This is a genomic window from Aeromicrobium sp. HA (genome assembly GCF_027171405.1).
GTDB lineage: Bacteria > Actinomycetota > Actinomycetes > Propionibacteriales > Nocardioidaceae > Aeromicrobium > Aeromicrobium tamlense.
Window position 1 is genome coordinate 2,660,039 of sequence record NZ_CP114372.1, and the last position, 22,503, is coordinate 2,682,541.

Here is a 22,503-nt window from a genome sequence, read left to right on the forward strand (position 1 = left end):
ACCTAGTCGAGGCCCATTTCTCGCCCGGCGGCTTCGAGCATGGCGTCGAAGGCCTCTTCGTCCCACTCCTCGAGTTCGTCGTCCATCGAGCCCGCGAGGCTATGCGGTGGCTCGTGCGCCTCGTCCTTCCATGTTGCGCTGGCCCGTTTGAGCACGGCGTCGAGTGCAGTCGCGTCGATCGCCGGCGACTGGACCCGCGCAAGTCCGGGCACGCCCGGCAGAGCGAGCAGGCCGTCACCAGCGCCCAGGAGGTGCTCAGCGCCCTGCCGATCGAGCGCGATCCGCGAATCGGTGCCGCTGTTGACTCGGAACACCATCCGCGCTGGCACGTTGGCCTTGATCAGCCCCGTGAAGACCTCGCGGCTCGGGCGCTGGGTCGCGAGCACGAGATGGATGCCCGCGGCACGGCCGAGCTGGGCGATGCGGACGACGGCCGTCTCGATCTCCTTTGCTTGGGTCTTGTCGCCGAGCATGAGGTCGGCGAACTCGTCCACCGCGACGACGTGGCGCGGGCGCGCCTGGTCGACCCTCCCGGCTTCGATCATCGCGGCGTTGAAGGTGTCGAGATCCCGGATCGGACGGCCCAGCCGGGAACTCCAGCGCTCGAAGGCGGTGTAGGTCTGGTCCATGATGGCGCTCACTGTTGAAAGCACGTCGAGCGCTCGCCAGTCCCCGCCGGCTGCGAACTGCTCGACCTGTGGCATCCCTTCGAACTGCCGCAGCTCCACCCGCTTGGGGTCGATGAGGTGGAGGCGCAGCGTGTCGGGCCTGTGGCGGTCCAGCAGCGTCGCGAGCAGGCCCGTCAACGCGACGGACTTGCCCGAGCCCGTCGTCCCAGCGATCAGCAGGTGTGGCGCCCTGGCGAGGTCGACCACGACCGGTCCGCCGTCGAGGCCGTGGCCGGCGGTGAACGCTAGCGGCGCGACGTCGACGTCCTCGTGATCGGGTGCCCACGCGACGAACTGACGATCGGTGCGGGGCACGTCGATAAGCACGCGTCCGCCGGTCCGGCTGACGGCCAGCCCATCGACGTCGAGCGCCGTCTCCAGTTCAGGTAGTAGACCAGCGACCTTGGCGACCTTCGTGCCACGAGGAAGCCCGAAGGCCTGGCGCCGAACTTGCGGGCCGGTTGCGGTGTCGAGGTGGCGGGCATCGACACCGTGGGCGGCCAGCGCGTCGAGGATGGCCAGCGCGTCCGGATCGGTCGTCTCTGGGGCTTGTGGCTCGTTGGCGGGCACCGGTGTTACGTTCGGCCGCCGTGGACGCGCGCGGGGCGGTGGCGACGGCAAGACCTCGATCCCGAGGTGCGTGGGGTCGGCGGGTCCGCCCTCGCTCCTTGGAGCTGCGAGGTCGGCCGCGAGGAGCGCGCGGGCAGCGTCGGCAAGGACCTGCCGCGCCATATCGTGCTCGGGGCCCTCGTGGCCCTCCAGCGCCTGGACAAGTAGGGCGCGGGCGGCATCAGCGAGCAGGGTGCGCGCACTCATCGGGGCACCCGTACGAGTCCGGCGCGGATCAGGTCACAGATGCGGCTCACAAGCGCCAACGCGGCGACGTCGTCCCTGCCGTAGCGCCGGGCATGGCGCACGACGGCCTCGACCGCGGCGTCCGACAGATCCGGCCCTCCGTGATCGATGAGTTGGTCTTCGGTCTCGTCGCGGACGGCGCGAGCCCAGTCGCGCCAGAGATCCGGTACCGGGTCGGTGCCGTGTTCGCCATCAAGCAGGTCCAGCGGTGCGACCTCCGCCAGTCTCGGCGCACTCATGCCGGAGCCTGTTCGGCCTCGGTGGACCATTGGTCGAGCAGAGTGACCGCGAGCCGCTCGGCGATGACGTAGAGCGCGGTCGAGGCGCGGCGCGTCATGTCGTCCTCAGCCGTCACGTAGTCGTCAATGTCGACCTGCCATGCCGCGAGATCGGAGAACGTCGCCCACACGTCAGCCGTGTAGACCGGCACAGCGCCGTCGGCGACCTCGTGGGCGACGTCCTGCGGGTCGCGGGCGACCTCCTCGGCGTCGTACTCGATCCTCTCGGCCAATGCGTCCCTGACGCGGGCCAGGAACTCGGCGCCCGCGCTCGCGAGGCTGCCAGTACAGGCCACGTCGGCATCGTTCGCCAGCGCGTAGGCCGTGGACGTCGTGTCGACCGCGCGGAGCGTGCTCATGATCGTCACTTCCCGTCCGTGGTCGCGCGCACGATGTGGCCACGATGCTGGATTCGGTACAACTTGGCAGCGGTCCGCAACTGCGCGGCCGTGTCGTACTCCCACGACTTGCCCCGCGTCTCGTCAGTGAGGACGTGCTTCGGCTCGGGCTCGGCCAGCGTCTCGACGTAGATCGCCGTGCCGTGGGCCGTGCGCCTGACGCCGGGTGCGGGCATGGCGACGTGCTGGACGGGAATGAAGTGAACAGGCATGACGAATCAAACCCTTTCGGGTGGAGGTGATGGGATTGAGCCGAGCGGCTCGGTATCCATCACTGACCCACGTGAGTGTGAGCTCCGCCCCGTGCGCATGCTGGACACCGGGTTTGTCCTTCTATTACAGGGAAAACTCGGCGTTCACATGGTGAGATTTACCCAACGCGGTGGGCCGGGGGTTCCCCTCTAGAGCGGTGTCGCGGGCCGGGTCGCAATGCAGGAGAGCCCACCCCAGGCCTGAATACCCCCTAGGGGTATGCGTCGCTGGAGCTGGGGAATGGCCATCCAGCCGGATCGAGTCCTGCGGTTCCTGCGAAATGTTGGGCATCGGCTGAATCGCCCCCGCCTTCGAGTCCGGCAGGAATGGGCGTACACCGCGCCCAAGAGGACTCGAGTCCGGCCGAGAGCGGGCACGAAGCCGGGCCAGGCCGGCGCGATCGATCGAGGGAGGCAGATGGGGCGCTGTCGCTGGGGTGTTATCGAGGCGGCCGAGCAAGAGCCGTACGGGAGAGCTGGTGGTCGAGGCGGGGGTAGCAGCTCCGAGTTGGGCTCGCGATGGGAGTTGCCCCCCCTAGTTGTCCCCCCCCTGATTTTCCAGGGCCAGACCTGTTTTTAGCCTTGTACCGCGGCGTTTTACTGCCGGGCGCAAGACTGACCCCCCTTCCCCGAAAAACTGCCGGTACAAAACCTGTAAGGCGCAATCTTCTCCTCTATGCCCTTACTTCCTTGATCCCCCTTGAACTTGTTTAAGAGGAAGGGGGTCAAGGGGGACAACGGGTCTGAGAGAACGTCATATCCATTGCGGTTTCAGTGATATCCGGCTGACCCCCGTTGCCCAGTTCAGCGGGGGTCAGCACGGGGGTCAGCGGGGGTCAGTCGGGGGGCGCCCAGCGCCCCTCGATCCCACGAGCTCGCGACCGAGGCAGCCATGAACTGGTCCTGACCACCTCGGCCAAGAGGCGACATCTGACGTTGTTTCTTAGCACCACCCGCACGAATAGCGTGGTCACATCACCAGTTGGGGATCTCGCCTCAACGACTGATCCGACGGGAGATCCCATGGAATTCATCGAAGATCGAGGCCGGACGTTCATCACGAGGGTGGAGGCCGCCAAGCTCACTGGCCACGCACAGCTGACGATCGATCGCGCCATCGCCGAAGGCGCACTGCGCTACGCCGCAGTCGCCCCGGTTGGCCACCACATCGTGAAGGTCCTGAAAAGGCGCGACGTTCTCGCGTGGTTCATCGATCCGCGCCGGGAGCGCCGGTCTGACTACGTCGCTCGCCGCGATGCCCGCCTAGCCGAGCTGATCGAGGCCGACCACCTGTTTGCTGCCGAACTGGCAGACGCGCGCGACAGCCTGCTCGCCGCTGCGTCCTGAAACGCAGAACGCCCCCGAAAGACGCGGGGGCGATTCCACTGGCCGGGTACCAAGCCGGCCGCCAACAAGAGGAGCTTTGCATGTCTATCTTCCCACCTCGCCATGCCGCGAAGAGCGAAAACCGCGATCTCGGCTGGAGCTCGCTCTCGCTTGCCGAGTTCTTCGAGTGCGCGCAGGCCGAAGTCGAGGCCGGCCGAGCCTGGCCCGACGACTCAATTGTGATGACCACCGTCGAAGCGACGCCAACCAACGACGTCGATAAACCGGTCGATGAGGTCACCGCGAGCGACGCCTACGGTCCAGGACCCCCGGAGTCCGACGGCCTCATCTACGCGAAAAACGCCCTGCACTACCTCGGTCTTGGCTACTCGCCGCTCCCACTCCCCGCCAGGGCCAAGACCCCGCCGCCGAACGGGTACACGGGCACCTCCGCACCCATGGCCACCGAGGACGAGGTCCGCGACTGGTGCGTGGACCGACCGGACGCGAACATCGCGCTGCGCCTGCCCGACACGGTGGTCGCGATCGACGTGGATGCGACGGACGGGAAGACTGGCGTCGAGACGATGCGAGCCGCCGTGGCCAAGCTCGGCAAGCTTCCCCTGCTGGGCCGCTCGACCGCCTCGACCGAGACCAAGGGCCACGGCCACTACCTTTTCCGCGTGCCGGCGGGGACGCTGCTGGTCGAGAACCTGAACCGCCTGTTCGGAGCCCACGTCGATGTCATTCAGCACACCCACCGCTACATCGTGGCGCCCCCGTCGATCCACCCGAAAGGTCACGCCTACGAGTGGGACTCGGCGGAGCACCCCAAGTTCCCCGCCGTCGACCAGTTGCCCGAGCTGCCGCACGCCTGGCTCGCGGCCCTGAGTCGAGTCGAGCGCGACGCTGACGATGGCGGGGTGAAGGGCGGCGACCGCACCGAGTACGAGACGTTCTCCGACTCGATCCGCGCCGACGTCGACGCGCACACGTCGACCGAGGTCGACCGGACCCTCGCCAAGCTGGAGGCCCTGAAGGCCCTGCCCGACGGTGCACGCGACGAGGACGGCCGTGGTTGGCATGACGGCATCCGCGACTACACGAAGTACCTCGCCCGCCTCTGCTGCGCCCCTTGGTCGCCGGTCTTGCCAGCCGACCTGATCCCGCGCCTGGAAGAGAGCCTGCCCCACGACGCCGGCAAGCCGCTCCACGAGGGCCTGAGCATGTTCGCGGCGGCAGTCGAGTCCGGCGACGGTGCGGACCTCCCCGCCGAGTTCGGCGCGGCCATGCTCATGGCCGCCGTGGGTGAGCGCGCGCCCGGCGCGGACTCGCCGACCGTACAGATCCCGACCTGCGTGAACCGCGCGGACAGCCGTGAGTGGCCCCTCCTCGAACGCATCTTCGCCCCGCGATTCCGACGCGCGTCCGACGTCCAAGCGGACATTGCGGCGGCCTTGGCACCCCAGGTGCAACGAGTCGACGGCGCTTGGTACGTGTGGACCGGAAGCCACTGGGCTCGGGACTTCGGCGGTGAGACCGCTTCGCGGCACGTGACGAGTCTCCTCGATGCTCAGCCGACGCTGACTGAGCCGAAGCCGACCCGCGCAGATGCCGGAGCGGTCGCGCCGACGCCCTACTCGAAGGCAATCGCCGCCGAGGCTGCCCTTTCGGCGGCGCGAGTGCTGGCGAAGGTCGCAAGCCACGAGGTTCTCGTCACCGACTCGACGTTCGACACCGAGCCGCTGGCGATCAACACGCCTGCCGGCCTGCTCGATCTCGCGACCGGCGAGGTCACCGCGCACGATCCGAGCATGCTGGTCTCGCGTATCGCTCGCGCGTCCTATCGCCCCGGCGCGACGCACAGGCACCTGGACTTTCTGCTCGGCCTGCACGACCCCGAGGTGGCCAGATACCTGCAGGTCGTGTGTGGCGCTGCGCTCACTGGCTACGCCGACCACCGGCTGACGCTGCTCGTCGGCCCCGGCGGCAACGGCAAGACGACGCTGCTGGGCGCACTCGCAGCCGCGATGGGCGACTACGCCTTCAAGGGCACCGGCAAGGACCTCGACGACGTGACTCGCAACCCCACCTCGTTCCTCGTGCCGCAGGTCTTCGAGGGCCGGCGGCTCGTCGTGTTCGAGGAGCTCGCCCGCGGCGGCTACCTCGACGCGGCCGTGCTCAAGCGCTACGTCGGCGGCGGCATCCAAGGCGGCGCCGGCAAGTACGAAAGCCGAAGAGAGTGGGCTCCGACCTCCTCGGTCGTCGTCAACGCCAACGTCCTTCCTCACGTCTCCGAAGCCGGCCGATCGGTGCAACGGCGCCTGCGCGCCATTCCGCTCGCCGGCTCGATCCCCGACGGCGCTCAGGATCCGACAATCGAGGACGCGATGCGCACCGACCCCGCCTGCCTCGAAGCGGTCTTCGTCTGGGCTGTCGAGGGTGCCCGAGCGTTCATCGCGAACGGCTGCGTCATCCCGCCGCCGGCCGATGCGTGCGAGCCCGTCGCGGCGGCTACCGAGGAGTGGTTCGGCACGTCGGACACGGTCGGGCGGTTCGTGGACGAGACTCTCGAAGAGGTCGCGGACACCGACCGCTGGATTCCGCTATCAGAGATTCGTGCCCGGTTCGAGGAATTCTGGGCCGAAGAGCACGGCACCCGAGATCGCCAGATGCGGCCCACGGACTTCTACCGCGAGCTTCGGGAGAACCACGGCGTGGAGATCTACGGCGGCGCAAGCTCGGCGAAGAACGCCCGCCGTCCCATGACCCGCGCGCTCCTCGACCGCCTCGACCCCTCTGCCGGCACCATCCTGGCCGAAGGCGAGAAGGCCGTCCCTGTCTTCGGCTGGCGGTTCCGCGACGGCCGTCCCGCAGCCCTCAAGGTCCGCGACGTCGTGGCCGCCCTGTCAGGTAGAGACCTCGTGGGGGCGAATTGATGGCTACGTGCTTCCACGTCGACTGTGACGAGCCGACGGTCCACCTTGGCGCCTGCTGGGAACACTGGCTCACCCGATGCGGAGCCGTCGCGGCACCTGGCGAGTGCCGGTTCCCCGCCTGCGGCCGACCCATCGACTCGCGCGGCCTCTGCGACGGCCACGCGCAGCAGAAGCGCCGAGGCGAGGCCCTACGCCCACTCCGGCGTCGGCGTCGCATGGGAGAGCCTCCGCACGCGTGCAAGGGGCCGCTCTGCATGCGCACGGTCGATGGTCACGGCCTCTGCCGGTCACACGGCGCCCAACGGCGCGCTGGACGGCCTCTCGCGCCCTTGCCGGGCAGGCGCAGCCCCGGCGATGCGCTGCCGACCTGCCGTGGCCCCGAGTGCCGCCGGACAGCCCGCTCAGGCGCCGACAGCACGAGTCCCTACGCCGGTCTCTGCGAAAGCCACCGCGCCCAGATGCGGAGGTGGGGACACCTCGCGGCGCTGCGGCCCTGGGGAGCTAAGCGTTGAACCGATGCTCTAGCCCCGCGCGTCTGAGAGTTGAGCTGACACGGCACGGAACCTGTCAGGATCATCAATTCGTCTCCGGAGAGGTCCCGCGGGCCGCTAATTTGGTCTGCCATGAGCCCCGGGCACCAAGACGACGCTGAAGTTGACTCGCTCACCTTGAGGTTTGTTGGGCGCGAAGCGGACGGGTCCGACCTGCACGAACTTCGCGCCGCCCATGTGGCTGAGGTCCTCCAGGGCGTGGTCGAACTCAGTAGCGACTTCGCGAAAGCAGGTGCATTCGGCGATGACTTGTTCGCGGAGGTGTTGGTTCGACCCGCGCGCGAGGGTTCATTTGAGATTGAAGTCGTGCGAGCAGTTCAGGAGTTCGCCTCCTCCGTGGGGGTCGAGGGTTCAGTCGGAGTCCCAACCCTGGGTGCCGTCCTCTGGTGGGCGACACGCTCGATGCGCGCTGAAGTGAAGGACTTCTCCCACCTCGAGAACGGGAACGTAAAGGTCGTTTGGCAAGACGACACGGTCCAGGAAGTTCCGCGCGAGGCCTGGGATGAGCTGAATAAGCGCAAGCGGCGCCGCAAGAAACAACTTCGCAAGATCATGGCGCCCCTCAGTGATCCGCGAGTCGAGGCTCTGAAGGTTGCAGGGGAAGATTCAGAGCCCGAGGAGGACGCGGAGGATGCGCCGCAGGCCTACACGCTGACGAGGTCGGACTACGACGCCGTCAGGCCGGAGGACGACGTCAGGAAGCGCAGACGGGTATTCGAGACAGAGGCCCAGCCTGCGGCTGTTGACTTCTACTCGGGCGAGAAATGGCGGGTCAGGACTCCCGAAGGGACCAGGACCGCTACCGTTGAAGATGAGGCTTTCCTGGCCAGAGTGGACCGGGGCCTCGCGCTTCACAAGACGGATATTTTTGTCCTGCGCATCCGCGAAGATGTGGTGAAGAAGAACGGCCGGACCACCAAAACTTGGACGATCCTTGAAGTGAAGAGCCATCGGAGGGCGGCAGGTGACGACTCATAGTCAGCACAATCGACGCCGACCTATACGCACCGTCGATCTCGCGAGCGTCCTCCTCGCCCTATGCGGCTTAGTCTGTCTCGTCGTGTCGTACGTACTGGTCCTCGATCACGGCGTCAATCCTCTAGTCATGGGTCCGTCGATAGCGGCACTAACGATCGGCCTCACTCACCTGACCAAGCTCAAAGCCTCTCGCAAATGACTCTGGACACAAGGACGAGTCACCAGTTTTGGCAGGACCCGAGCCGTCGTTTGGCAGACAAAGTGATGCACTCACACATACGGTGCTCGGAAGGCGGATCAAGGAGAGATCAGAGCTGCTCAGACAGAACTCCTATCTGAGATCCGCGACCTTCCGAGGAGCCGTTGAGGACGCCAAATGACTGACAACAAGACGCCCCGAATCTGTGGCGAATGCAACGAGCCGATGACTCCGTTCATGAACCAGATTGAAACGGATCAGGAGACCATCGAGGTACCGTCGGGCTTCGTCGTTTGCAAAAATGGGCACTCAGAGATGGCTTGACCGCAATCGCACCGCGGAGCAGCCTCAGGCCTTGACCAGCATCCCAACCAGTTGCTGGTGTGAAACAGGCCGCACGGGATCGAGGCTCACGCTCGGACTCGGAATGAACTCGTTGCCGTCAGCGTCGATGAGCCGCAGACGCCGGGGGTCGCGGTGGTGCAGTCCTCGGTCCTTCCGCCACACCCGCCGCTCGCTGGCTGCCATGGGCGCACCGGGGTCGATCGTCACGCTCTTCACGTATGACTCCACAAGCGCCCTGCGCTCCCCCATCCCGAGCTCGGACCACCTCTTCTGCGCGAGGAAGTCTGTCCGGGAAGCGACCATGCTCTGCTGGCGCCTCGCGGCCAGCTCGCGCTTTTGCCCCCGCTTGACGTCGAGCATCATCATGCATGTTTCATCATCGATCTCTCGACGCCGAAGCCGGTCGAGCAGGGCCGCGATCTCGCTCTCGATCGCGGCTAGCTCCAGTTCGACGCTGACAGCCAGCTCCGAGGGCTCATCGAGCCTCAACGCGTGTTGTTCCAGCGCGAAGGCTGCGACCGTCTCATCGATCCAGTCTGACCTGACTTCGAAGTTGTGCTCGCCTGCGGTAGCCGCCGAGCAGGTGTAGAAGTGAACGCCATTGGTGCGCCAGTGCCCGTGCATCGGGGCTCGGCACGCGCCACAGCGCAGGAGGCCTTTGAGCAGCGACGGCCGCTTCCCTGCGCGTGAATGGCTGACTCGGGACTTCAGCGCTGCAGCAGCAGCCTCGAAGGCGGGCAGGTCGACAATGGGCTGCCACTGGCCCTCTCCGACCACCTCGCCCTTGAGGACCGCGACTCCGAGGTACTTCCGGTTGGTGAGGATACGGCGGATCGAGGTCGGGTCGAACTTCGAGCCGCCGGTGCCGGACTCCCCGCGGGAGTTGAGGTCGCGGCAGATGCTCGATGCGCTCTCTCCATTTGCACGCCGGCTGAAGATCTCGCGCACGACCTCCGCTTCGTGGTCGATAACCTCCCAGTCGCGGGCGTAGCCGTAGGTGCGGTGTTTGGCTGCTACTGGGCGACCGACCGCAGCCGCCTGCTTCTTCTGCCGGCTGACGCGCTCAGCGATGCGCTCGGCCTCGGCCTGGGCGAAGGCGGCCTTGACGTTGAGGTACATCCTGCCGTCCGCCGTCGTCAGGTCGAGCTGCCCGTGGATGGTCGCGATCGCAATCGCACACTCGCTAGCGAGGTCGGCGAGATCGAGGAAGTCGCGCAGCCGGCGCGAGAGCCGGTCCTCGTTGTAGGAGACGATGGCGTCAATGCGTCCGAGCCGCGCGGCATCGAGCATCGCCTCGTACTCCGGCCGCCGCTTCCCCTTGCTGGCGCTGATCGAGTTGTCGACGTAGGTCTCGGCGAGTTCCCACCCCTTGCTCTCGATGAATCGACGGCAGTCCTCGATCTGGCGCTCGACGCCAAGACCCTCGCCTGCCTTGTCGTCTGAGATGCGTGCATAGATCGCTGCCCGTATTTTCCCTGCCATGAGCACATTCTCGCACAGACGCACAATTCTGGCGTACTGCCCGCTGCACGCCACCGGCGTCTCGTACGCCTGAACCGGTGATCATCCGTCGCTGGCGGGGCGCGGTGCGCCCCGAGGACGTCGAGGCCTACCTGGCGCACCAGAGCGCCACGGGGGTGCGCGCCTACCGCGCCACCCCCGGGAACCTCGGCGTCCTCGTGCTGCGCCGTCCCGTCGGCGACCTGGTCGAGGTCGTCACGCTCTCGCTGTGGGAGTCGATGGACGACGTGCGGAGCTTCGCCGGCGCCGAGCCCGGGGTCGCCGTGTTCTACCCCGGTGACGACGACCTGCTCGTCGAGAAGGACGCCCACGTCGACCACCACGAGGTCACCGAGGCCGAGCTGGACGCCGGCCTCCTCGGCCGGTTCGCGGGCTGACGTGGGCTGGAGCCGCGCCGAGCTGGAGTCGTTCGCCGGCAGCACGATCCCGGACCTGATGCCCGACGAGCCGCGCCTGCTGTTCGTCGGCATCAATCCCGGACTCGTCAGCGCCGCCACGGGGCTGCACTTCGCGCGGCGCGGGAACCGCTTCTACCCGGCGCTCGTGCGGGCCGGTCTCGTGGACTCCGACGACCCCGCCGAGGCGGCCGTCCAGCTGCGCTGGCGCGGCGTGGGCATCACCAACCTCGTCGCGCGGGCCTCCGCCCGCGCCGACGAGCTGGACCCGTCCGAGCTCGTCGAGGGCCGCGAGCGGCTGGTCTCGCTCGTGCGCGAGCGCGCGCCGCGGGTGGTCGCGGTCGCGGGCATCACGTCCTACCGCACCGCGTTCGGGCACCGCACCGCGAAGCCGGGGCGCCAGCCCGACGACCTCGCGGGGGCCGAGGTCTGGGTGGTGCCGAACCCGAGCGGCCTCAACGCCCACGAGACCGTCGAGTCCCTGGCCCGCGCCTACCGCGAGGTGGCGCAGGCGGCCGGACTCCTCGGCGGCTGAGCTTCCGTCCTCACTCGGACGACGGGTAGATCCCGTTGTTGCAGATGCTGTAGCGCAGCCCGTTCGGGGTGACAGCTCGCAGGTCCGGGACCGCGAACGTCGTGGACCCGTTCCCGCCGAAGTAGGTGCCGAGGAGCGAGAACAGCGCCTGGTACTGCGAGATCGGCAGGATCCGGCCATCGGCGGGCACGCCCCGCCAGCCCACGCCCAGCACGACCGTGCCGACCGTGCAGTCGTAGTCGTCGCGGAACGCGCGGGCGGAGCCCTGCCACTGGTTGAACTCGCCGGACAGCAGCGAGTTCCCAGCCGGGCCCTGGATGCCCTGAGGACCTTGCGGGCCCGCCGGACCCGTCGGTCCGGCGGGGCCCGCCGGACCCTCGGCGCCGGCCGCGCCCGTGGCGCCGGCCTCACCGTCGGCGCCGGCCGCGCCCGTGGCCCCCATCTCGCCCTGCTCGCCCGTCTCGCCCTTGTCGCCCCGGTCGCCCTTGTCGCCCTTCGCGCCTGCGGCCGCGACGAGGATCCAGTCCGCCGGGGAGGTCGCGGGGTCCGCGGCGATCGAGGAGCGCGCGGCCACGTACGTGCTGCCGCCGCGGGTCACCACCGACGCTGGAGGACCGGCGCTGTAGGTCGTCGAGGCGCTCCAGGACGACACCGCGCTCCACGGGACGAGGCCGTCGTCGCCTCGATCCCCCTTGGCGCCGGTGGCGCCGGTCGCGCCGGTCGCGCCGGTCGCGCCGGTTTCGCCGTCATCGCCCTTCTCGCCCTTGGCACCCGCGGCGCCGTCGTCACCCTTCTCGCCCTTGGCGCCGGTCGCACCCGCGGCGCCGTCGTCGCCCTTGTCGCCCTTCTCGCCCTTCTCGCCCTTCTCGCCCTTGGCGCCGTTCGACCCAGCGGCACCGTCGACGCCGTCCTCACCGTCGACGCCGTCCTCGCCGTTCGCTCCGGACGCGCCCTTCGCGCCAGCCGATCCATCGGCGCCGTCGAGACCGTCCTGCCCGTCCTCACCGTTCGAGCCGTCCTCGCCATCGGCGCCGACCCCGCCGTCGGCGGCCTGCGGCTCGCCCTGCCACGTGACCGGCACGAGGTCGTCGGCGCAGGTCCCGGAGTCGGAGAGGTACAGCGAGCCGGCGGACACGTCCATGCAGCCGTACATCGGCGAGCTCACCGGCACCGCGTCATGGCTCGTCGCCGTCGTCACGGCGAGCGCGGAGCCCGCCCCGACCACCGCCGACGCCGCTCCGCAGGCCAACACCATCCGCAAGGAGCTCAGCATCCTCGCCCTCCACTCGCTCGACCGGGCACGGCACGCCCGATCGGTTCGGGGCCCGAACGGATGTTACCGACGATGTGTCGGATGCGTGTGGAGTTGACGAAGATGACGGTGTGACATGGTCGGTCGTCGGCCGCCCCCGATGTCCGCGACGGCGTCTAGCGTGACCGGCATGGACCAACGCATCAGTCTCATCACTCTCGGCGTCGCCCACCTCGAACGGTCGCGCGCCTTCTACGAGGACGGCCTCGGGTTCTCGAAGGACAACGACGAGGACGGCATCGCGTTCTACCAGCTGCCCGGGATGATCCTGGCGCTGTGGACGCGCGCCGGGCTGGCGGAGGACGCCCGCGTCGAGGACACCGGAGCCACGTTCAGCGGGATCACGCTGGCCCAGAACGTCGGCTCACGCGACGAGGTCGACACCGTGATCGAGCAGGCGCGCGCGGCCGGCGCCACGGTGCTCAAGCCGGCCGAGCCCACCGAGTGGGGCGGCTACTCCGGCTACGTCGCCGACCCCGACGGTCACCCGTGGGAGATCGCGCACAACCCGTTCTGGACCGTGCACGCCGACGGCCGCACCACCCTGAGGTGAGCCGGCGTCAGTGCGCCACGGGGCAGCCCGTGGGCACCTCGGCCGGACCGTCGTCACCGGCCAGCAGCTCGGGCCCGCGCGACGGTGTCCGACGGGTCAGCGTCACCTCGAAGCCCTTCGGCACGATAGTGAGGCGCTCGTCGATTCGCAGCTCGTAGTCGGGGTCGGCCGCGATGTCGTAGCGGTGCAGCAGCCGCGCGAGGACGAGGATCGCCTCGTGCAGCGCGAACTGGCGCCCGATGCAGGCCCGGTCGCCCGTGCCGAACGGCTTGTAGACGTTCTTCATCCGGCCCTTGGAGTTCTCGGGCAGGAAGCGGTCGGGATCGAACTCGTCGGCCGTCGGCCCCCAGGCCACCGGGTCGCGGTGCATCATCGGCAGCACGATGATCGCCCAGTCGTCGGGCGTCATCACGGCCTCGTGGTCGGTGCCGGCCGCGATCGTGGTGGTCTCGCGCGGCGAGCGCGCGAATGCGGGCGCCGTGGGCCACAGCCGCAGGCCCTCGTCGAGGCAGCGGCGCAGGTAGCGGAACCGCGGCACCTGCTCGAACGTCGGCTCGGCATCGGGGTCGTCGCCGAGCAGCGCGTCGGTCTCGGCCTGCGCCTTCGCCAGCAGCTCGGGGTGGCGCGAGAGGTAGTAGAGGACGAAGCTCAGCGCCCCCGAGGTGGTCTCGTGGCCCGCCACGAGGAACGTCAGGATCTGCTCGCGGATGTTCTGGTCGTCCAGCCGCACGCCGGTCTCGGGGTGCGCCTCGTAGAGCATCCGGTCGAGCAGGTCGTCGCGTCGCTCCCCCGTCGCGCGGCGGTCGCGCACCATCTCGTCGACGAGGTCGTCCACGTAGGCGCGGTGCTCCGCGTTCGCCTCGTCGATTCGCTTGGCGATGCGCTTGCCGCCGGGGATCGAGTCGAGCGACGACTTCTGCATGCCGGTCATCAGCGCGGCGATCATGGCGTCGACGAACGGGTGCCGCTCGCGCGACGTGAACGACCCGAAGTCGCGGCTGAACGCGCAGCGGCTGATCGTCTCCATCGTCAGCTTGGTCATGTCGGCCGTGACGTCGATGGGCCCGTCGATCCCGTCCCAGACCGCGAGCATCTCGGCCGCCGTCTCGAGCATCGTGTCGTGGTAGCCGCGCATCGCGGCCTTGGAGAACGCGGGCATCAGCACGCCGTGCGCCGTGTCCCAGTTGGGCTCGTGGTCGAACGCGGTGAACAGGGCGTCGCCGACGAACTCGCGCAGCGCCACCAGGGCCGGCGGCAGGTTCTTGTGGAAGCGGGTCTCGTCGCACATCTCGGCGGCCAGCTCGGCACCGGTGACGAAGACGAACTTCTGGCTGAACACGCGCACCTCGAACAGCGGACCGAGGTCCTTGCCGACGCGCATGACGTTGGCCAGGGGCGTGCCCGTGCGCATCGTCAGCGCGTCGTAGGCGACCGGTCGGCGGCCGGGAGGATGCGGCAGGCGCTGGCCGCCCCACGCGTTCTTGACGGTGAAGACGCTCACAGTCCCGCCTTCCCCGCGAAGCGAGCGACGAGCCGCTGGTAGTGCGGACCCGTCACGCGCGACACGAGGTCGATCACGCGGGCGTCCGCGCCGATGAGCACTCGCGCCTTGCCCTTCTCGACACCGCGCAGGATCACCTCGGCGGCGCGCTCGGGCGAGGTGCGCGCGACCCGGTCGAACGACGAGGCCAGGTCGTCGTGGTCGAGCCCGTCCACCTGGCCGGCGTTGCGGGCGACGTTGGTGCGGATGCCACCGGGGTGCACGCACGTGACCTTCACCGGTCGGCCGCGCGCCACCATCTCCATCCGCAGCGCCTCGGTGAAGCCGCGGACGGCGAACTTGGCGGCGTTGTACGCGCCCTGCGTGGGCACCGAGATGATGCCGAAGACGCTCGAGATGTTGACGACGTGACCGTCGCCGGACGCGATGAGGTGCGGCAGGAACGCCTTCGAGCCGTTCACGACACCCCAGTAGTCCACGTCCATGACGCGCTCGAGGTGCTTGAAGTCCATCGCCTCGATGTCGCCGGTGAACGCGATGCCCGCGTTGTTGTAGACCTGATGGATCACGCCGAAGTGCGCGGCGACCTCGTCGGCGTAGGCCAGCACCCGCTCACGCTCCGAGACGTCGAGATGATCGGCGCGGACGTCGGCGCCCGCGGCCTCGAGCATCCCTCGCGTCTCGGCCAGTCCCGTGCCGTCCACGTCGCTGATGGCCACGCGAGCTCCCCGCTGTGCGAGGGCCACCGCGAGGGCCCGTCCGATGCCCGATCCCGCGCCGGTGACGACCGCGACCTTGCCCGTGAAGTACGTCATACCCACCTCCAGATACCGACAGTATCCGAAAGTGGGCCTCAGGCGCGACGAACGCGCGGACGAAGTCTCACGTGAGGCATCGGCGGGGCCGGGATGACCGCTCCCCCATGACCCTCGACATGGCCGTACCGAGGCGCGAGTGCCTCCCAGGCCTCGCGCGCCTCGACGATCTCCTCGTGCGAGCGGCCGATGAAGTTCCACCACATGACGATCTCCTCGCCGAACGGCTCGCCGCCGAGCAGCATGACGATCGTGGGGCGTTCGACCTCGAGCGCGAAACGAGCGCGGCCGGGCGCCAGGTACTCCAGCGACCGGTGCGGGACGGCCCGTCCGCCGACCGTGACGTCGCCGTCGACGGCAAGAACGCCGTGCTCGAAGTCGGGATCGAGGTCGAACTCGTGCCGGCCGGGCTGGAGCCGCAGCTCGACGCCCACCAGCGGCGTGTGCACGGTGGCCTTCGAGGTCTCGCCGGCGAAGCTGCCGACCAGCACGACGCCGGCCCAGCCCTCGCCCTCGACGCGCGGCAGGTCGGGGTGGTGCTCGAAGGCGGCGGGGCCGCGCCGCGTGGCGTCGGGCAGGGCCACCCACAGCTGCACGCCGTGCATCTCGCCGGGCGGGCCCTCGGTGAACTCCGAGTGCGACACCCCGTCGCCCGAGGTCATGAGGTTGAGCTCGCCCGGCTCCAGCACGACGTTGCTGCCGAGGCTGTCGCGGTGCCGGATCCGTCCCTCGATCGGCCACGTGACGGTCTGCAGCCCGATGTGCGGGTGCGGCAGCACCTCCATGCGGTGCTCGGTGGGACCGAAGTGGTCGACGAAGCACCACGCTCCGATGAGCGGGATCTCCTTGCTGGGCAGCGTGCGATGGACTTTGAGTCCGCGCAGCCCGCCCAGCGGGACCTCGCGCGGCTCGATCGTCCGATCCGGACTCATCGCACCAGCGTAGTGCGGAGCCGGTCGATGGTCTGGGGCGTGCCGCCGGCGCGCTGGAACCAGCCGACGGCGCCGCCGGGGTGCTGGTCCCACGTGTCGAGCACGCCGCTGATCGCCTCGACCGGCGTGGCGATGTAGCCGGCCGGCAGCATGGCGCGACGCTCGCCGAAGAGACGGTTGAAGCGGGCCTGGATCTGCTCCTCGTGCTGCGCCGTGACGAGGTAGTCCTCGACGATGTCGTCGCGCTTCGCGCCGAGCAGCGCGAGCACCATCGCGATCGAGACGCCGGTGCGGTCCTTGCCCGCGGCGCAGTGGACGAGGGTGGTGGCGTCCTCGGCCTGCGCGACCGCGTCGATCACCTCGACGAGGTGCTCCGACGTGGTCTGCAGCATGAGCTGGTAGAGCTCGGCCAGCGACTCCGGCGGCGCGACGCCCGGCCGCAGCGCGCTGAGCAGCGGGAAGTTGAGCACCGTGACCCCCGGCCCGGCGAGCGGGTGCTGGGTCTCGGTCTCCATCGAGGAGCGCAGGTCGATGACGACCGTGGGCGGCCACGTGATGTCGTCGGGCGCGACGTCGTCACCCAGGGGCAGGGCGCTGCGCAGCAGGCGGCCGGGACGGATGACGCCGCCCTCGACGGAGGTGCCGCCGAGGTCGCGCAGGTTCGGGACGGTCTCGTTCACCCCTCCATCCTAGGAACCGCATCCGACCGTCTGGTCCGACTTCCTACACTGGACGCGTGCCCAGCCCCGCGAGGACCACTGCCAAGGCCGCCGCGAGGACGGCTGGATTCAGCCTCGGCACCTACGCGATCCTCGTGGGACAGGCCCTCCTGGCGCGCAAGCGGATCGGCACCACCACCGACCGTCCGCCCTCGGGCAACGGCGTCTACGGCGAGGACCTGCCGGGCGAGCCGGTCCGCTGCCTGCTGCTCGGCGACTCGACGATGGTGGGCTACGGGGTGAAGGACCTCGAGCACACGCCGTCGGCCCTCATCGGCACCGGCCTGTCGCACCTGCTGGGCCAACCCGTGCAGATCCGCAACGAGTCCACCGTGGGCGCGCGCTCGCGCGACCTGCAGCACCAGATCACCGCGTCCGACCTCGACGACCCGCAGCTGGCGATCATCCTGATCGGCGCCAACGACATCACCCACCAGGTGCCCGCGAAGCGCTCGGCCCGCCGCCTCGCGGCCGCCGTCGCGCGCCTGCGCGGCCTCGGCAGCGAGGTCGTCGTCGGCTCGGTGCCCGACTTCGGCACGATCAAGCCGCTGCCCGTCCCCCTGCGCACCGTCTGCCGCTACTGGAGCCGCCACCTGGCCCGCCGCCAGACCGTGGCCGCCGTCGAGGCCGGCGCGCGCGTGATCTCGCTGGCCGACGTGCTCGAGCCGCTGCTGCTGGTCAAGGGCGACGCCCTCTTCGGCGATGACCGCTTCCACCCCAGCGCCGACGGCTACGCCACGGTGTGCGGGTTCCTCGTGGCGGCCGCCGTGGCGCAGTGGCGCTCGCGCGACGAGCAGCCCGAGGTCGGCGCCGTGGAGCAGATGCCGCTCGGCGAGGCCGCCGAGTGGGCCTCCGAGCACGGCGGCACTGAGGTCGCGCCGGCTCTCCGCGGCCGCCGCTGGGCCGCCGTCCTGCGCCGCCGCTGACCTGCCTGTGGCGGTGAGTCCTCAACCCTTCCCGTTCCTGGGCGGTGGGTCGTCAACCGCACGAGGCCCCGATGCGGTTGATCGCGCACCGGTCGCCAGAGGTAAGGGTTGACAGCTCACCGCTCCCCGCAGGGTCCCGGACACGACGAAGGCCCGCCACCTCGTGGTGGCGGGCCTTCGTGCTGGGGTCTCGGGTGACCCCGTGGATCAGCTGTCTCCGCGCAGGATCGCGAGGAGGCGCAGGATCTCGAGGTACAGCCAGACCAGCGTGACGGTCAGGCCGAACGCCGCGCGCCAGGACTCGCGCTCCGGGAGGCCGGCCTCGACGCCGCGCTCGACGAAGTCGAAGTCCATGATCAGGCACAGGACGCCGAGCACGATCGCGACGCCGCCGACGAGGATCGCCAGCATCGGGTTGTCCATGCTGCGCAGGCCGCCGTTGGGGAACACGCCGAACAGGCTCAGCACCAGGTTAAGGACCATGACTCCCATGAACGCGAACAGCGAGATCATGACGACCCGGCGGAACTTCGCGGTGACCTGGATGTTGAAGAACTTGTAGGCGGCCAGGGTGGCGGCCGCGGCGACGAACGTGGCCAGGACGGCCTGGAACACGATGCCGGCGTCGCCCACCCAGGTGGAGATGATCTTGGAGAAGGCGCCGACGAAGACGCCCTCGACGAGCGCGTACGCCATGACCAGCGGGGGGCTGATGACCTTCTTGAAGGAGTTGACCATCGCCAGGACGAAGCCGATCAGCGCGCCGCCCATGGAGAACGTCCACGCGGTGGCCAGCGCCGCGTCGGAGTCGATGTCGCCGATCATGAACCAAGCGACCGCGGCGCCGAGCACCACGAGGCCGAGCGTGATGGCGGTCTTCTCGACCACGGTGTCCAAGGTCATGCGTCCGGGGGACGTGGGAGCCTGCAGGCCGGGGGTCTGCGTTCCGTCACCCGAGCCGGACAGGTCGATCTTCCACTGCGACGGGTCTGCGTACTGAGTCGTGTTGCGGCCGTTGAACTCCGCGTTGTTCGCAAAGACGGGGTTGCTGCTCCTCATGATCTCCTCCGGGAGAATGTGGCCCCGCGCGCCGGTGGTGGCGGGGTCGGTGTACTCACCCTATACAACGCCCCCACCACCGTCAGGCTTCCCGCTCAGGGCTTCTTCTTCCCGTCCTTCTCCTCGGTGGCGGCCGCGGAGTTCTTCGCGTCGGCCGTCGGGCTCGCGACGAGCAGCGCCGGGACCTTGAGGAATGGCGCGGGACGGTCCTGCGCGACCGCTCCCGTGACCGGACGGGTCGGATCGTCGAAGGAGGACTCGGCCATCTTCATCGGGAAGACGTTCCACGCCGAGGCGCCCGTCTCGAGCTGCACGGGCATCCAGGCGCCGGGCTTGGCGCACTCGTCGAACTCGTCCTTCTCCAGGCAGCCGTTGCCGCCGGGGACCGAAGTCGTGAGGGGCTTGCCGTCCTGGTCGAACAGCTGGACGCCGTTGAGCCTCTCGCCGCGGGCGTTGTAGGCGAAGATGTTCGTGACCTCGCTGCCGTTCAGCCAGACGCCGGTGCCGTCGCCACCCTCGTACCCGCTCCCGTACTCGTACTCCGGCGGGTTCTCGTAGGCCATCTCCAGCTCGGCGCCCGTGGCGTCGTTCGCCAGCACCGGGATCAGCGCGAACGCGGCGAACGCGTTGCCCAGGACGATCAGGACGGCCACGGGACGCGGCCAGGACCTCAGGCCCAGGAAGACGCTGCCGGCCACCAGGAGGATCAGGAGCAGCCACTTCGCGAAGTCACCGGGGAGGACGTCGGTCTTCCACATCCCGAGGATCGTCAGGCAGAACACCTGGTAGGCGACCCAGCCGCGCACGATCCACCACGCGGGACGCAGCGTCACGAGGAAGTCCAGCGTCGAGGAGACCGCCGGGCTGCGGCGCAGACTGCGCTCGACGTCGCGTCCCGCCTCGGCGAAGGAGGTCCCGATCGCGTGGAGTCGGCCCTTGGGAGCCTGGGGCGTCGGCAGTCCGGCGGCGCCGCGCAGCTCGTGGGCGTAGGCGGTGGGGTCGGGCAGCTCGCGCGCCAGGTCCTCGGCGTACGCCTCGGCGAGGTCGGCCTCGAGGCCGTCGGTGAGCTCCTCGACCTCGTCGGCGGGGAGGTCGGCCAGCGCGGCGCGCACGGCAGCCGCGAACGCGACGATCTCGGCGGGGAGGGTGGTGGCGTTCATGCGGCGGTCCCTTCGAGCATGCGGTCCATGGTGCGGGCGAACTCGGCCCAGGTCTTGCGTTGCGCGGCGAGCATGGTCCGACCCTGCTCGGTGATGCCGTAGTACTTGCGGTGGGGCCCCTCCTCGCTGGGGACCACGTACGACGTGAGCGCGCCGGCCGAGTAGAGGCGGCGCAGCGTGCCGTACACCGACGCGTCGCCCACCTCCTCGAGCCCGGCGGCCCGCAGGCGACGGACGACGTCGTAGCCGTAGCCGTCCTCGCCCTCGACGACGGCCAGGACGGCCACGTCGAGCACTCCCTTGAGCAGTTGGGTTGCATCCATGCGTCGGACAGTACCACGCAATCCGCATTAGTGTGCGAAACGTGACACCGGCACGTCGTGTCGCACCACTGAACGAGGTTTCCTGTCACTTCACGGGGTTCGCGAACCTCGTGAAGTGACAGTTTCCCCGCTTAACCGGGGAAACCGTCAGGCCCGGACGTCGTGCAGGTGGTGCACGAGGTCGTGCAGGGCGTAGCGCGTGAGCGTGTCGGCGGTGAAGGCCGAGCCGTTGGAGCGGAGGCCGGGGCGCGACCAGTCGCGCACGGCGTCGATCTCGGCCGCGAACGCGTCGGCGGCCGGAGTGAGCTCGGCGGTGACGACGGCGGGATCCTGGTCGGCGTAGCGGGACTCGGCCGCCGTGGCGTCCTGGTCCCAGTTCGCGAACTCCGGCCCGTCCTGCTCGCGGATCAGCGCGAGGCGGTCGGCGAACAGGTGCAGCACGTCGCGCACGTGGCACGCGTACTCCAGCACCGACCACGTCGCGTCGTCCGGGCGCTGCGCGGCGTCGGGCCGGGCCAGCGCCTCACCCCACCGCGGCACCATCGCGCGGACCTCCTCCCCCGCCCGCGTGGGCTCTGCCGCGTCCGCGTCGAAGCCGCACTCCTCACAGGTCTGCTGCAGGACCCAGGTCCAGTCCTTGGTGTCGGGGATGATCGCCATGCCGCTCACGATGGCAGGCTCGATAGGTTCGGACCATGCCCGAAACCGCCGAAGATCGCACGGATCACGACGAAGACCCGTTCCGACGCGAGGTCGTGTCGTTCACCCGGCGCGGCGGCCGGCTCACCGAGCGCCAGCAGGACGCGTGGGACGACGTCGCCCACCGCTTCGTCGTCGACGTGCCGCGCGGGCGCACCAGCACCTCGGTGGCCGACGGGTTCACGATCGACCCGGCCGAGCTCTTCGGCCGCGACGCTCCCCTGGTGCTCGAGATCGGCAGCGGCCGCGGCGAGTCCCTCGTGCACGCCGCGAGGCTCGACCCCGACACCGACTTCCTCGGCCTCGAGGTCTACGTGCCCGGCGTCGCCCAGACCCTCGTCCAGCTGCGCCACGAGGGGGTCGAGAACGTGCGGCTCGCGGTCGTCGACGCCGTGCCCGCGCTCACCCGGATGCTGCCGGCCGAGAGCGTCGACGAGGTGCGCGTCTGGTTCCCGGACCCCTGGCACAAGAAGCGTCACCACAAGCGCCGCCTCGTCACGGACGAGGTCGTCCCCCTCGTCCACCGCGTCCTCAAGCCGGGCGGCGTGTGGCGGCTGGCCACCGACTGGCAGGACTACGCCGACCAGATGCTCGAGGTGGTCGGGCGCGCCGAGGGCTTCACGACCTCGGGCGACTGGGCCGAGCGGTTCGAGGGCCGGCCGATCACGAAGTTCGAGGCGAAGGGCATCGCCAAGGGACGCACGATCCGCGACGTCTCGGCGCTTAGGATGACCCCATGAGCAACGAGCGGACCACGGCCGAGCTGCTCGGGATCGAGCCCGGATCGCTGCTGTGGATCGTGGGCGACACCGTCGAGGAGACGGCCGTGCTCGACCCCCTGCCCGAGGGTGTGGAGACGTACGCCGACGAGGAGCCCGAGCAGTCCGAGAGCTGGTTCGACGACACGTGGACCGGCGCCGAGAACCAGCCCGAGCCCACCGACCCCGTGCGACCCTCCGGCATCGACACCGCGGTGATCGCCGTGTCGAACAGCCAGGAGTTCCACATGCGGCTCGACGACGTGCTGCCGCGCCTGGGCTCGATCGGCCGCGTCTGGGTGCTCTACCCCTCCGACGCACTGCCCCTGTCGATCCTGCGCGCGGGCGTCGACGAGTACGGCTGGGACACCGCCGCGCCGCTCGAGCTCGACGAGACCTGGTCGGCCATCGAGCTCAAGCAGTCCTGATCGCGTGCTCCCGGCGGGATTCGAACCCGCACTGAAACGGGTTTAAGCCGTCTGCCTCTGCCGTTGGGCTACGGGAGCC

The 22,503-nt window shown here is 69.4% G+C and carries 23 protein-coding genes and 1 tRNA gene; 9 read left to right on the forward strand and 15 right to left on the reverse strand.

Annotated elements, in window-relative coordinates; translation table 11 throughout:
• Window positions 1-2 precede the first annotated feature (2 nt).
• Genes O3S82_RS13160 through O3S82_RS13175 form a run of 4 tightly spaced genes read right to left on the reverse strand, consistent with a single transcriptional unit; the run spans window position 3 to window position 2,411 of the window.
• Window positions 3-1,484, reverse strand: a complete 1,482-nt coding sequence (locus tag O3S82_RS13160; RefSeq protein WP_269303399.1) for a DNA translocase FtsK — start codon at window positions 1,482-1,484, stop codon at window positions 3-5.
• Window positions 1,481-1,762, reverse strand: a complete 282-nt coding sequence (locus tag O3S82_RS13165; RefSeq protein ID WP_269303401.1) for a hypothetical protein — start codon at window positions 1,760-1,762, stop codon at window positions 1,481-1,483. The genes O3S82_RS13160 and O3S82_RS13165 overlap by 4 nt, the downstream gene beginning before the upstream one ends.
• Window positions 1,759-2,160 (reverse strand): hypothetical protein, encoded by a 402-nt coding sequence (locus O3S82_RS13170; RefSeq protein ID WP_269303403.1) that lies wholly within the window; start codon window positions 2,158-2,160, stop codon window positions 1,759-1,761. Before O3S82_RS13170 ends, O3S82_RS13165 begins: the two co-directional genes overlap by 4 nt.
• A 5-nt stretch (window positions 2,161-2,165) precedes the next feature.
• Window positions 2,166-2,411 (reverse strand): hypothetical protein, encoded by a 246-nt coding sequence (locus O3S82_RS13175; RefSeq protein ID WP_269303405.1) that lies wholly within the window; start codon window positions 2,409-2,411, stop codon window positions 2,166-2,168.
• 1,062 nt (window positions 2,412-3,473) lie between these two features.
• Between O3S82_RS13175 and O3S82_RS13180 the strand changes: the two genes are divergently transcribed.
• The 3 genes from O3S82_RS13180 to O3S82_RS13190 all read left to right on the forward strand — a co-directional run bounded on the left by O3S82_RS13180 (window position 3,474) and on the right by O3S82_RS13190 (window position 8,244).
• The gene (locus O3S82_RS13180) at window positions 3,474-3,797 is read left to right on the forward strand and encodes a hypothetical protein (RefSeq protein ID WP_269303407.1); all 324 of its coding nucleotides are present in this window, start codon (window positions 3,474-3,476) and stop codon (window positions 3,795-3,797) included.
• An 80-nt stretch (window positions 3,798-3,877) separates the two neighbouring features.
• Entirely contained in the window at window positions 3,878-6,715 is a 2,838-nt protein-coding gene (locus O3S82_RS13185; protein ID WP_269303409.1) for a phage/plasmid primase, P4 family, read from the forward strand.
• A 623-nt stretch (window positions 6,716-7,338) separates the two neighbouring features.
• Window positions 7,339-8,244: a hypothetical protein gene (locus tag O3S82_RS13190; protein WP_269303411.1), complete on the forward strand. Its 906-nt coding sequence runs from the start codon at window positions 7,339-7,341 to the stop codon at window positions 8,242-8,244.
• A 547-nt stretch (window positions 8,245-8,791) separates the two neighbouring features.
• Here the strand turns inward: O3S82_RS13190 and O3S82_RS13195 are convergent.
• On the reverse strand, window positions 8,792-10,270 hold the full coding sequence (locus tag O3S82_RS13195; RefSeq protein ID WP_269303413.1) for a recombinase family protein: 1,479 nt from the start codon (window positions 10,268-10,270) through the stop codon (window positions 8,792-8,794).
• Between the two features lie 77 nt (window positions 10,271-10,347).
• On the opposite strand from O3S82_RS13195, the gene O3S82_RS13200 reads away from it, so the two are divergent.
• Both O3S82_RS13200 and O3S82_RS13205 read left to right on the forward strand, forming a co-directional pair.
• Window positions 10,348-10,686: an antibiotic biosynthesis monooxygenase gene (locus O3S82_RS13200; RefSeq protein WP_269303416.1), complete on the forward strand. Its 339-nt coding sequence runs from the start codon at window positions 10,348-10,350 to the stop codon at window positions 10,684-10,686.
• Between the two features lies 1 nt (window position 10,687).
• Complete coding sequence (locus O3S82_RS13205) at window positions 10,688-11,239, forward strand: mismatch-specific DNA-glycosylase (protein WP_269303418.1); 552 nt, start codon at window positions 10,688-10,690, stop codon at window positions 11,237-11,239.
• Between the two features lie 10 nt (window positions 11,240-11,249).
• Here O3S82_RS13205 and O3S82_RS13210 read toward each other — a convergent pair whose 3' ends face one another.
• Window positions 11,250-12,512 carry a tail fiber protein gene (locus O3S82_RS13210; RefSeq protein WP_269303420.1) on the reverse strand — a complete coding sequence of 421 codons (1,263 nt, stop codon included), beginning with the start codon at window positions 12,510-12,512 and terminating at the stop codon, window positions 11,250-11,252.
• 169 nt (window positions 12,513-12,681) lie between these two features.
• Between O3S82_RS13210 and O3S82_RS13215 the strand changes: the two genes are divergently transcribed.
• Window positions 12,682-13,104 (forward strand): VOC family protein, encoded by a 423-nt coding sequence (locus O3S82_RS13215; RefSeq protein WP_269303422.1) that lies wholly within the window; start codon window positions 12,682-12,684, stop codon window positions 13,102-13,104.
• Between the two features lie 7 nt (window positions 13,105-13,111).
• Here O3S82_RS13215 and O3S82_RS13220 read toward each other — a convergent pair whose 3' ends face one another.
• From O3S82_RS13220 to O3S82_RS13235, 4 genes are read right to left on the reverse strand one after another with little or no spacing between them, the layout of a single operon-like run.
• Window positions 13,112-14,605, reverse strand: coding sequence for a cytochrome P450 (locus O3S82_RS13220; RefSeq protein ID WP_269303424.1), 1,494 nt, complete (start codon window positions 14,603-14,605; stop codon window positions 13,112-13,114).
• On the reverse strand, window positions 14,602-15,420 hold the full coding sequence (locus O3S82_RS13225; protein WP_269303426.1) for an SDR family NAD(P)-dependent oxidoreductase: 819 nt from the start codon (window positions 15,418-15,420) through the stop codon (window positions 14,602-14,604). The genes O3S82_RS13220 and O3S82_RS13225 overlap by 4 nt, the downstream gene beginning before the upstream one ends.
• Window positions 15,421-15,458: 38 nt before the next feature.
• Window positions 15,459-16,352: a pirin family protein gene (locus O3S82_RS13230; RefSeq protein ID WP_269303428.1), complete on the reverse strand. Its 894-nt coding sequence runs from the start codon at window positions 16,350-16,352 to the stop codon at window positions 15,459-15,461.
• Entirely contained in the window at window positions 16,349-17,032 is a 684-nt protein-coding gene (locus O3S82_RS13235; RefSeq protein WP_179423164.1) for a tyrosine-protein phosphatase, read from the reverse strand. The genes O3S82_RS13230 and O3S82_RS13235 overlap by 4 nt, the downstream gene beginning before the upstream one ends.
• Before the next feature lie 56 nt (window positions 17,033-17,088).
• Here O3S82_RS13235 and O3S82_RS13240 point away from each other — a divergent pair, with 56 nt between their 5' ends.
• Complete coding sequence (locus O3S82_RS13240) at window positions 17,089-17,997, forward strand: SGNH/GDSL hydrolase family protein (protein WP_179423162.1); 909 nt, start codon at window positions 17,089-17,091, stop codon at window positions 17,995-17,997.
• Between the two features lie 207 nt (window positions 17,998-18,204).
• On the opposite strand, the gene O3S82_RS13245 is transcribed toward O3S82_RS13240, so the two are convergent.
• The 4 genes from O3S82_RS13245 to O3S82_RS13260 all read right to left on the reverse strand — a co-directional run bounded on the left by O3S82_RS13245 (window position 18,205) and on the right by O3S82_RS13260 (window position 21,199).
• Complete coding sequence (locus O3S82_RS13245; RefSeq protein WP_179423160.1) at window positions 18,205-19,056, reverse strand: Bax inhibitor-1/YccA family protein; 852 nt, start codon at window positions 19,054-19,056, stop codon at window positions 18,205-18,207.
• A 95-nt stretch (window positions 19,057-19,151) separates the two neighbouring features.
• Window positions 19,152-20,216, reverse strand: a complete 1,065-nt coding sequence (locus O3S82_RS13250) for a hypothetical protein (protein WP_269303430.1) — start codon at window positions 20,214-20,216, stop codon at window positions 19,152-19,154.
• The gene (locus O3S82_RS13255) at window positions 20,213-20,539 is read right to left on the reverse strand and encodes a PadR family transcriptional regulator (protein WP_179423156.1); all 327 of its coding nucleotides are present in this window, start codon (window positions 20,537-20,539) and stop codon (window positions 20,213-20,215) included. The genes O3S82_RS13250 and O3S82_RS13255 overlap by 4 nt, the downstream gene beginning before the upstream one ends.
• 147 nt (window positions 20,540-20,686) lie before the next feature.
• Complete coding sequence (locus O3S82_RS13260) at window positions 20,687-21,199, reverse strand: DinB family protein (protein WP_269303431.1); 513 nt, start codon at window positions 21,197-21,199, stop codon at window positions 20,687-20,689.
• 35 nt (window positions 21,200-21,234) lie between these two features.
• Between O3S82_RS13260 and trmB the strand changes: the two genes are divergently transcribed.
• Both trmB and O3S82_RS13270 read left to right on the forward strand, forming a co-directional pair.
• On the forward strand, window positions 21,235-21,978 hold the full coding sequence (gene trmB, locus O3S82_RS13265; RefSeq protein ID WP_179423152.1) for a tRNA (guanosine(46)-N7)-methyltransferase TrmB: 744 nt from the start codon (window positions 21,235-21,237) through the stop codon (window positions 21,976-21,978).
• Window positions 21,975-22,424, forward strand: coding sequence for a hypothetical protein (locus tag O3S82_RS13270; protein WP_179423150.1), 450 nt, complete (start codon window positions 21,975-21,977; stop codon window positions 22,422-22,424). Before trmB ends, O3S82_RS13270 begins: the two co-directional genes overlap by 4 nt.
• Before the next feature lie 5 nt (window positions 22,425-22,429).
• Here O3S82_RS13270 and O3S82_RS13275 read toward each other — a convergent pair.
• A tRNA-Leu gene (locus tag O3S82_RS13275) sits at window positions 22,430-22,502 on the reverse strand.
• Window position 22,503: the final 1 nt, after the last annotated feature.

Coding starts and splice junctions, on each gene's coding strand:
- O3S82_RS13160 (WP_269303399.1), bottom strand. CDS start 1,484: ATGAGTGCGCGCACCCTGCTCGCTGATGCCGCCCGCGCCCTACTTGTC.
- O3S82_RS13165 (WP_269303401.1), bottom strand. CDS start 1,762: ATGAGTGCGCCGAGACTGGCGGAGGTCGCACCGCTGGACCTGCTTGAT.
- O3S82_RS13170 (WP_269303403.1), bottom strand. CDS start 2,160: ATGAGCACGCTCCGCGCGGTCGACACGACGTCCACGGCCTACGCGCTG.
- O3S82_RS13175 (WP_269303405.1), bottom strand. CDS start 2,411: ATGCCTGTTCACTTCATTCCCGTCCAGCACGTCGCCATGCCCGCACCC.
- O3S82_RS13180 (WP_269303407.1), top strand. CDS start 3,474: ATGGAATTCATCGAAGATCGAGGCCGGACGTTCATCACGAGGGTGGAG.
- O3S82_RS13185 (WP_269303409.1), top strand. CDS start 3,878: ATGTCTATCTTCCCACCTCGCCATGCCGCGAAGAGCGAAAACCGCGAT.
- O3S82_RS13190 (WP_269303411.1), top strand. CDS start 7,339: ATGAGCCCCGGGCACCAAGACGACGCTGAAGTTGACTCGCTCACCTTG.
- O3S82_RS13195 (WP_269303413.1), bottom strand. CDS start 10,270: ATGGCAGGGAAAATACGGGCAGCGATCTATGCACGCATCTCAGACGAC.
- O3S82_RS13210 (WP_269303420.1), bottom strand. CDS start 12,512: ATGCTGAGCTCCTTGCGGATGGTGTTGGCCTGCGGAGCGGCGTCGGCG.
- O3S82_RS13215 (WP_269303422.1), top strand. CDS start 12,682: ATGGACCAACGCATCAGTCTCATCACTCTCGGCGTCGCCCACCTCGAA.
- O3S82_RS13225 (WP_269303426.1), bottom strand. CDS start 15,420: ATGACGTACTTCACGGGCAAGGTCGCGGTCGTCACCGGCGCGGGATCG.
- O3S82_RS13230 (WP_269303428.1), bottom strand. CDS start 16,352: ATGAGTCCGGATCGGACGATCGAGCCGCGCGAGGTCCCGCTGGGCGGG.
- O3S82_RS13245 (WP_179423160.1), bottom strand. CDS start 19,056: ATGAGGAGCAGCAACCCCGTCTTTGCGAACAACGCGGAGTTCAACGGC.
- O3S82_RS13250 (WP_269303430.1), bottom strand. CDS start 20,216: ATGAACGCCACCACCCTCCCCGCCGAGATCGTCGCGTTCGCGGCTGCC.
- O3S82_RS13255 (WP_179423156.1), bottom strand. CDS start 20,539: ATGGATGCAACCCAACTGCTCAAGGGAGTGCTCGACGTGGCCGTCCTG.
- O3S82_RS13260 (WP_269303431.1), bottom strand. CDS start 21,199: ATGGCGATCATCCCCGACACCAAGGACTGGACCTGGGTCCTGCAGCAG.
- trmB (WP_179423152.1), top strand. CDS start 21,235: ATGCCCGAAACCGCCGAAGATCGCACGGATCACGACGAAGACCCGTTC.
- O3S82_RS13270 (WP_179423150.1), top strand. CDS start 21,975: ATGAGCAACGAGCGGACCACGGCCGAGCTGCTCGGGATCGAGCCCGGA.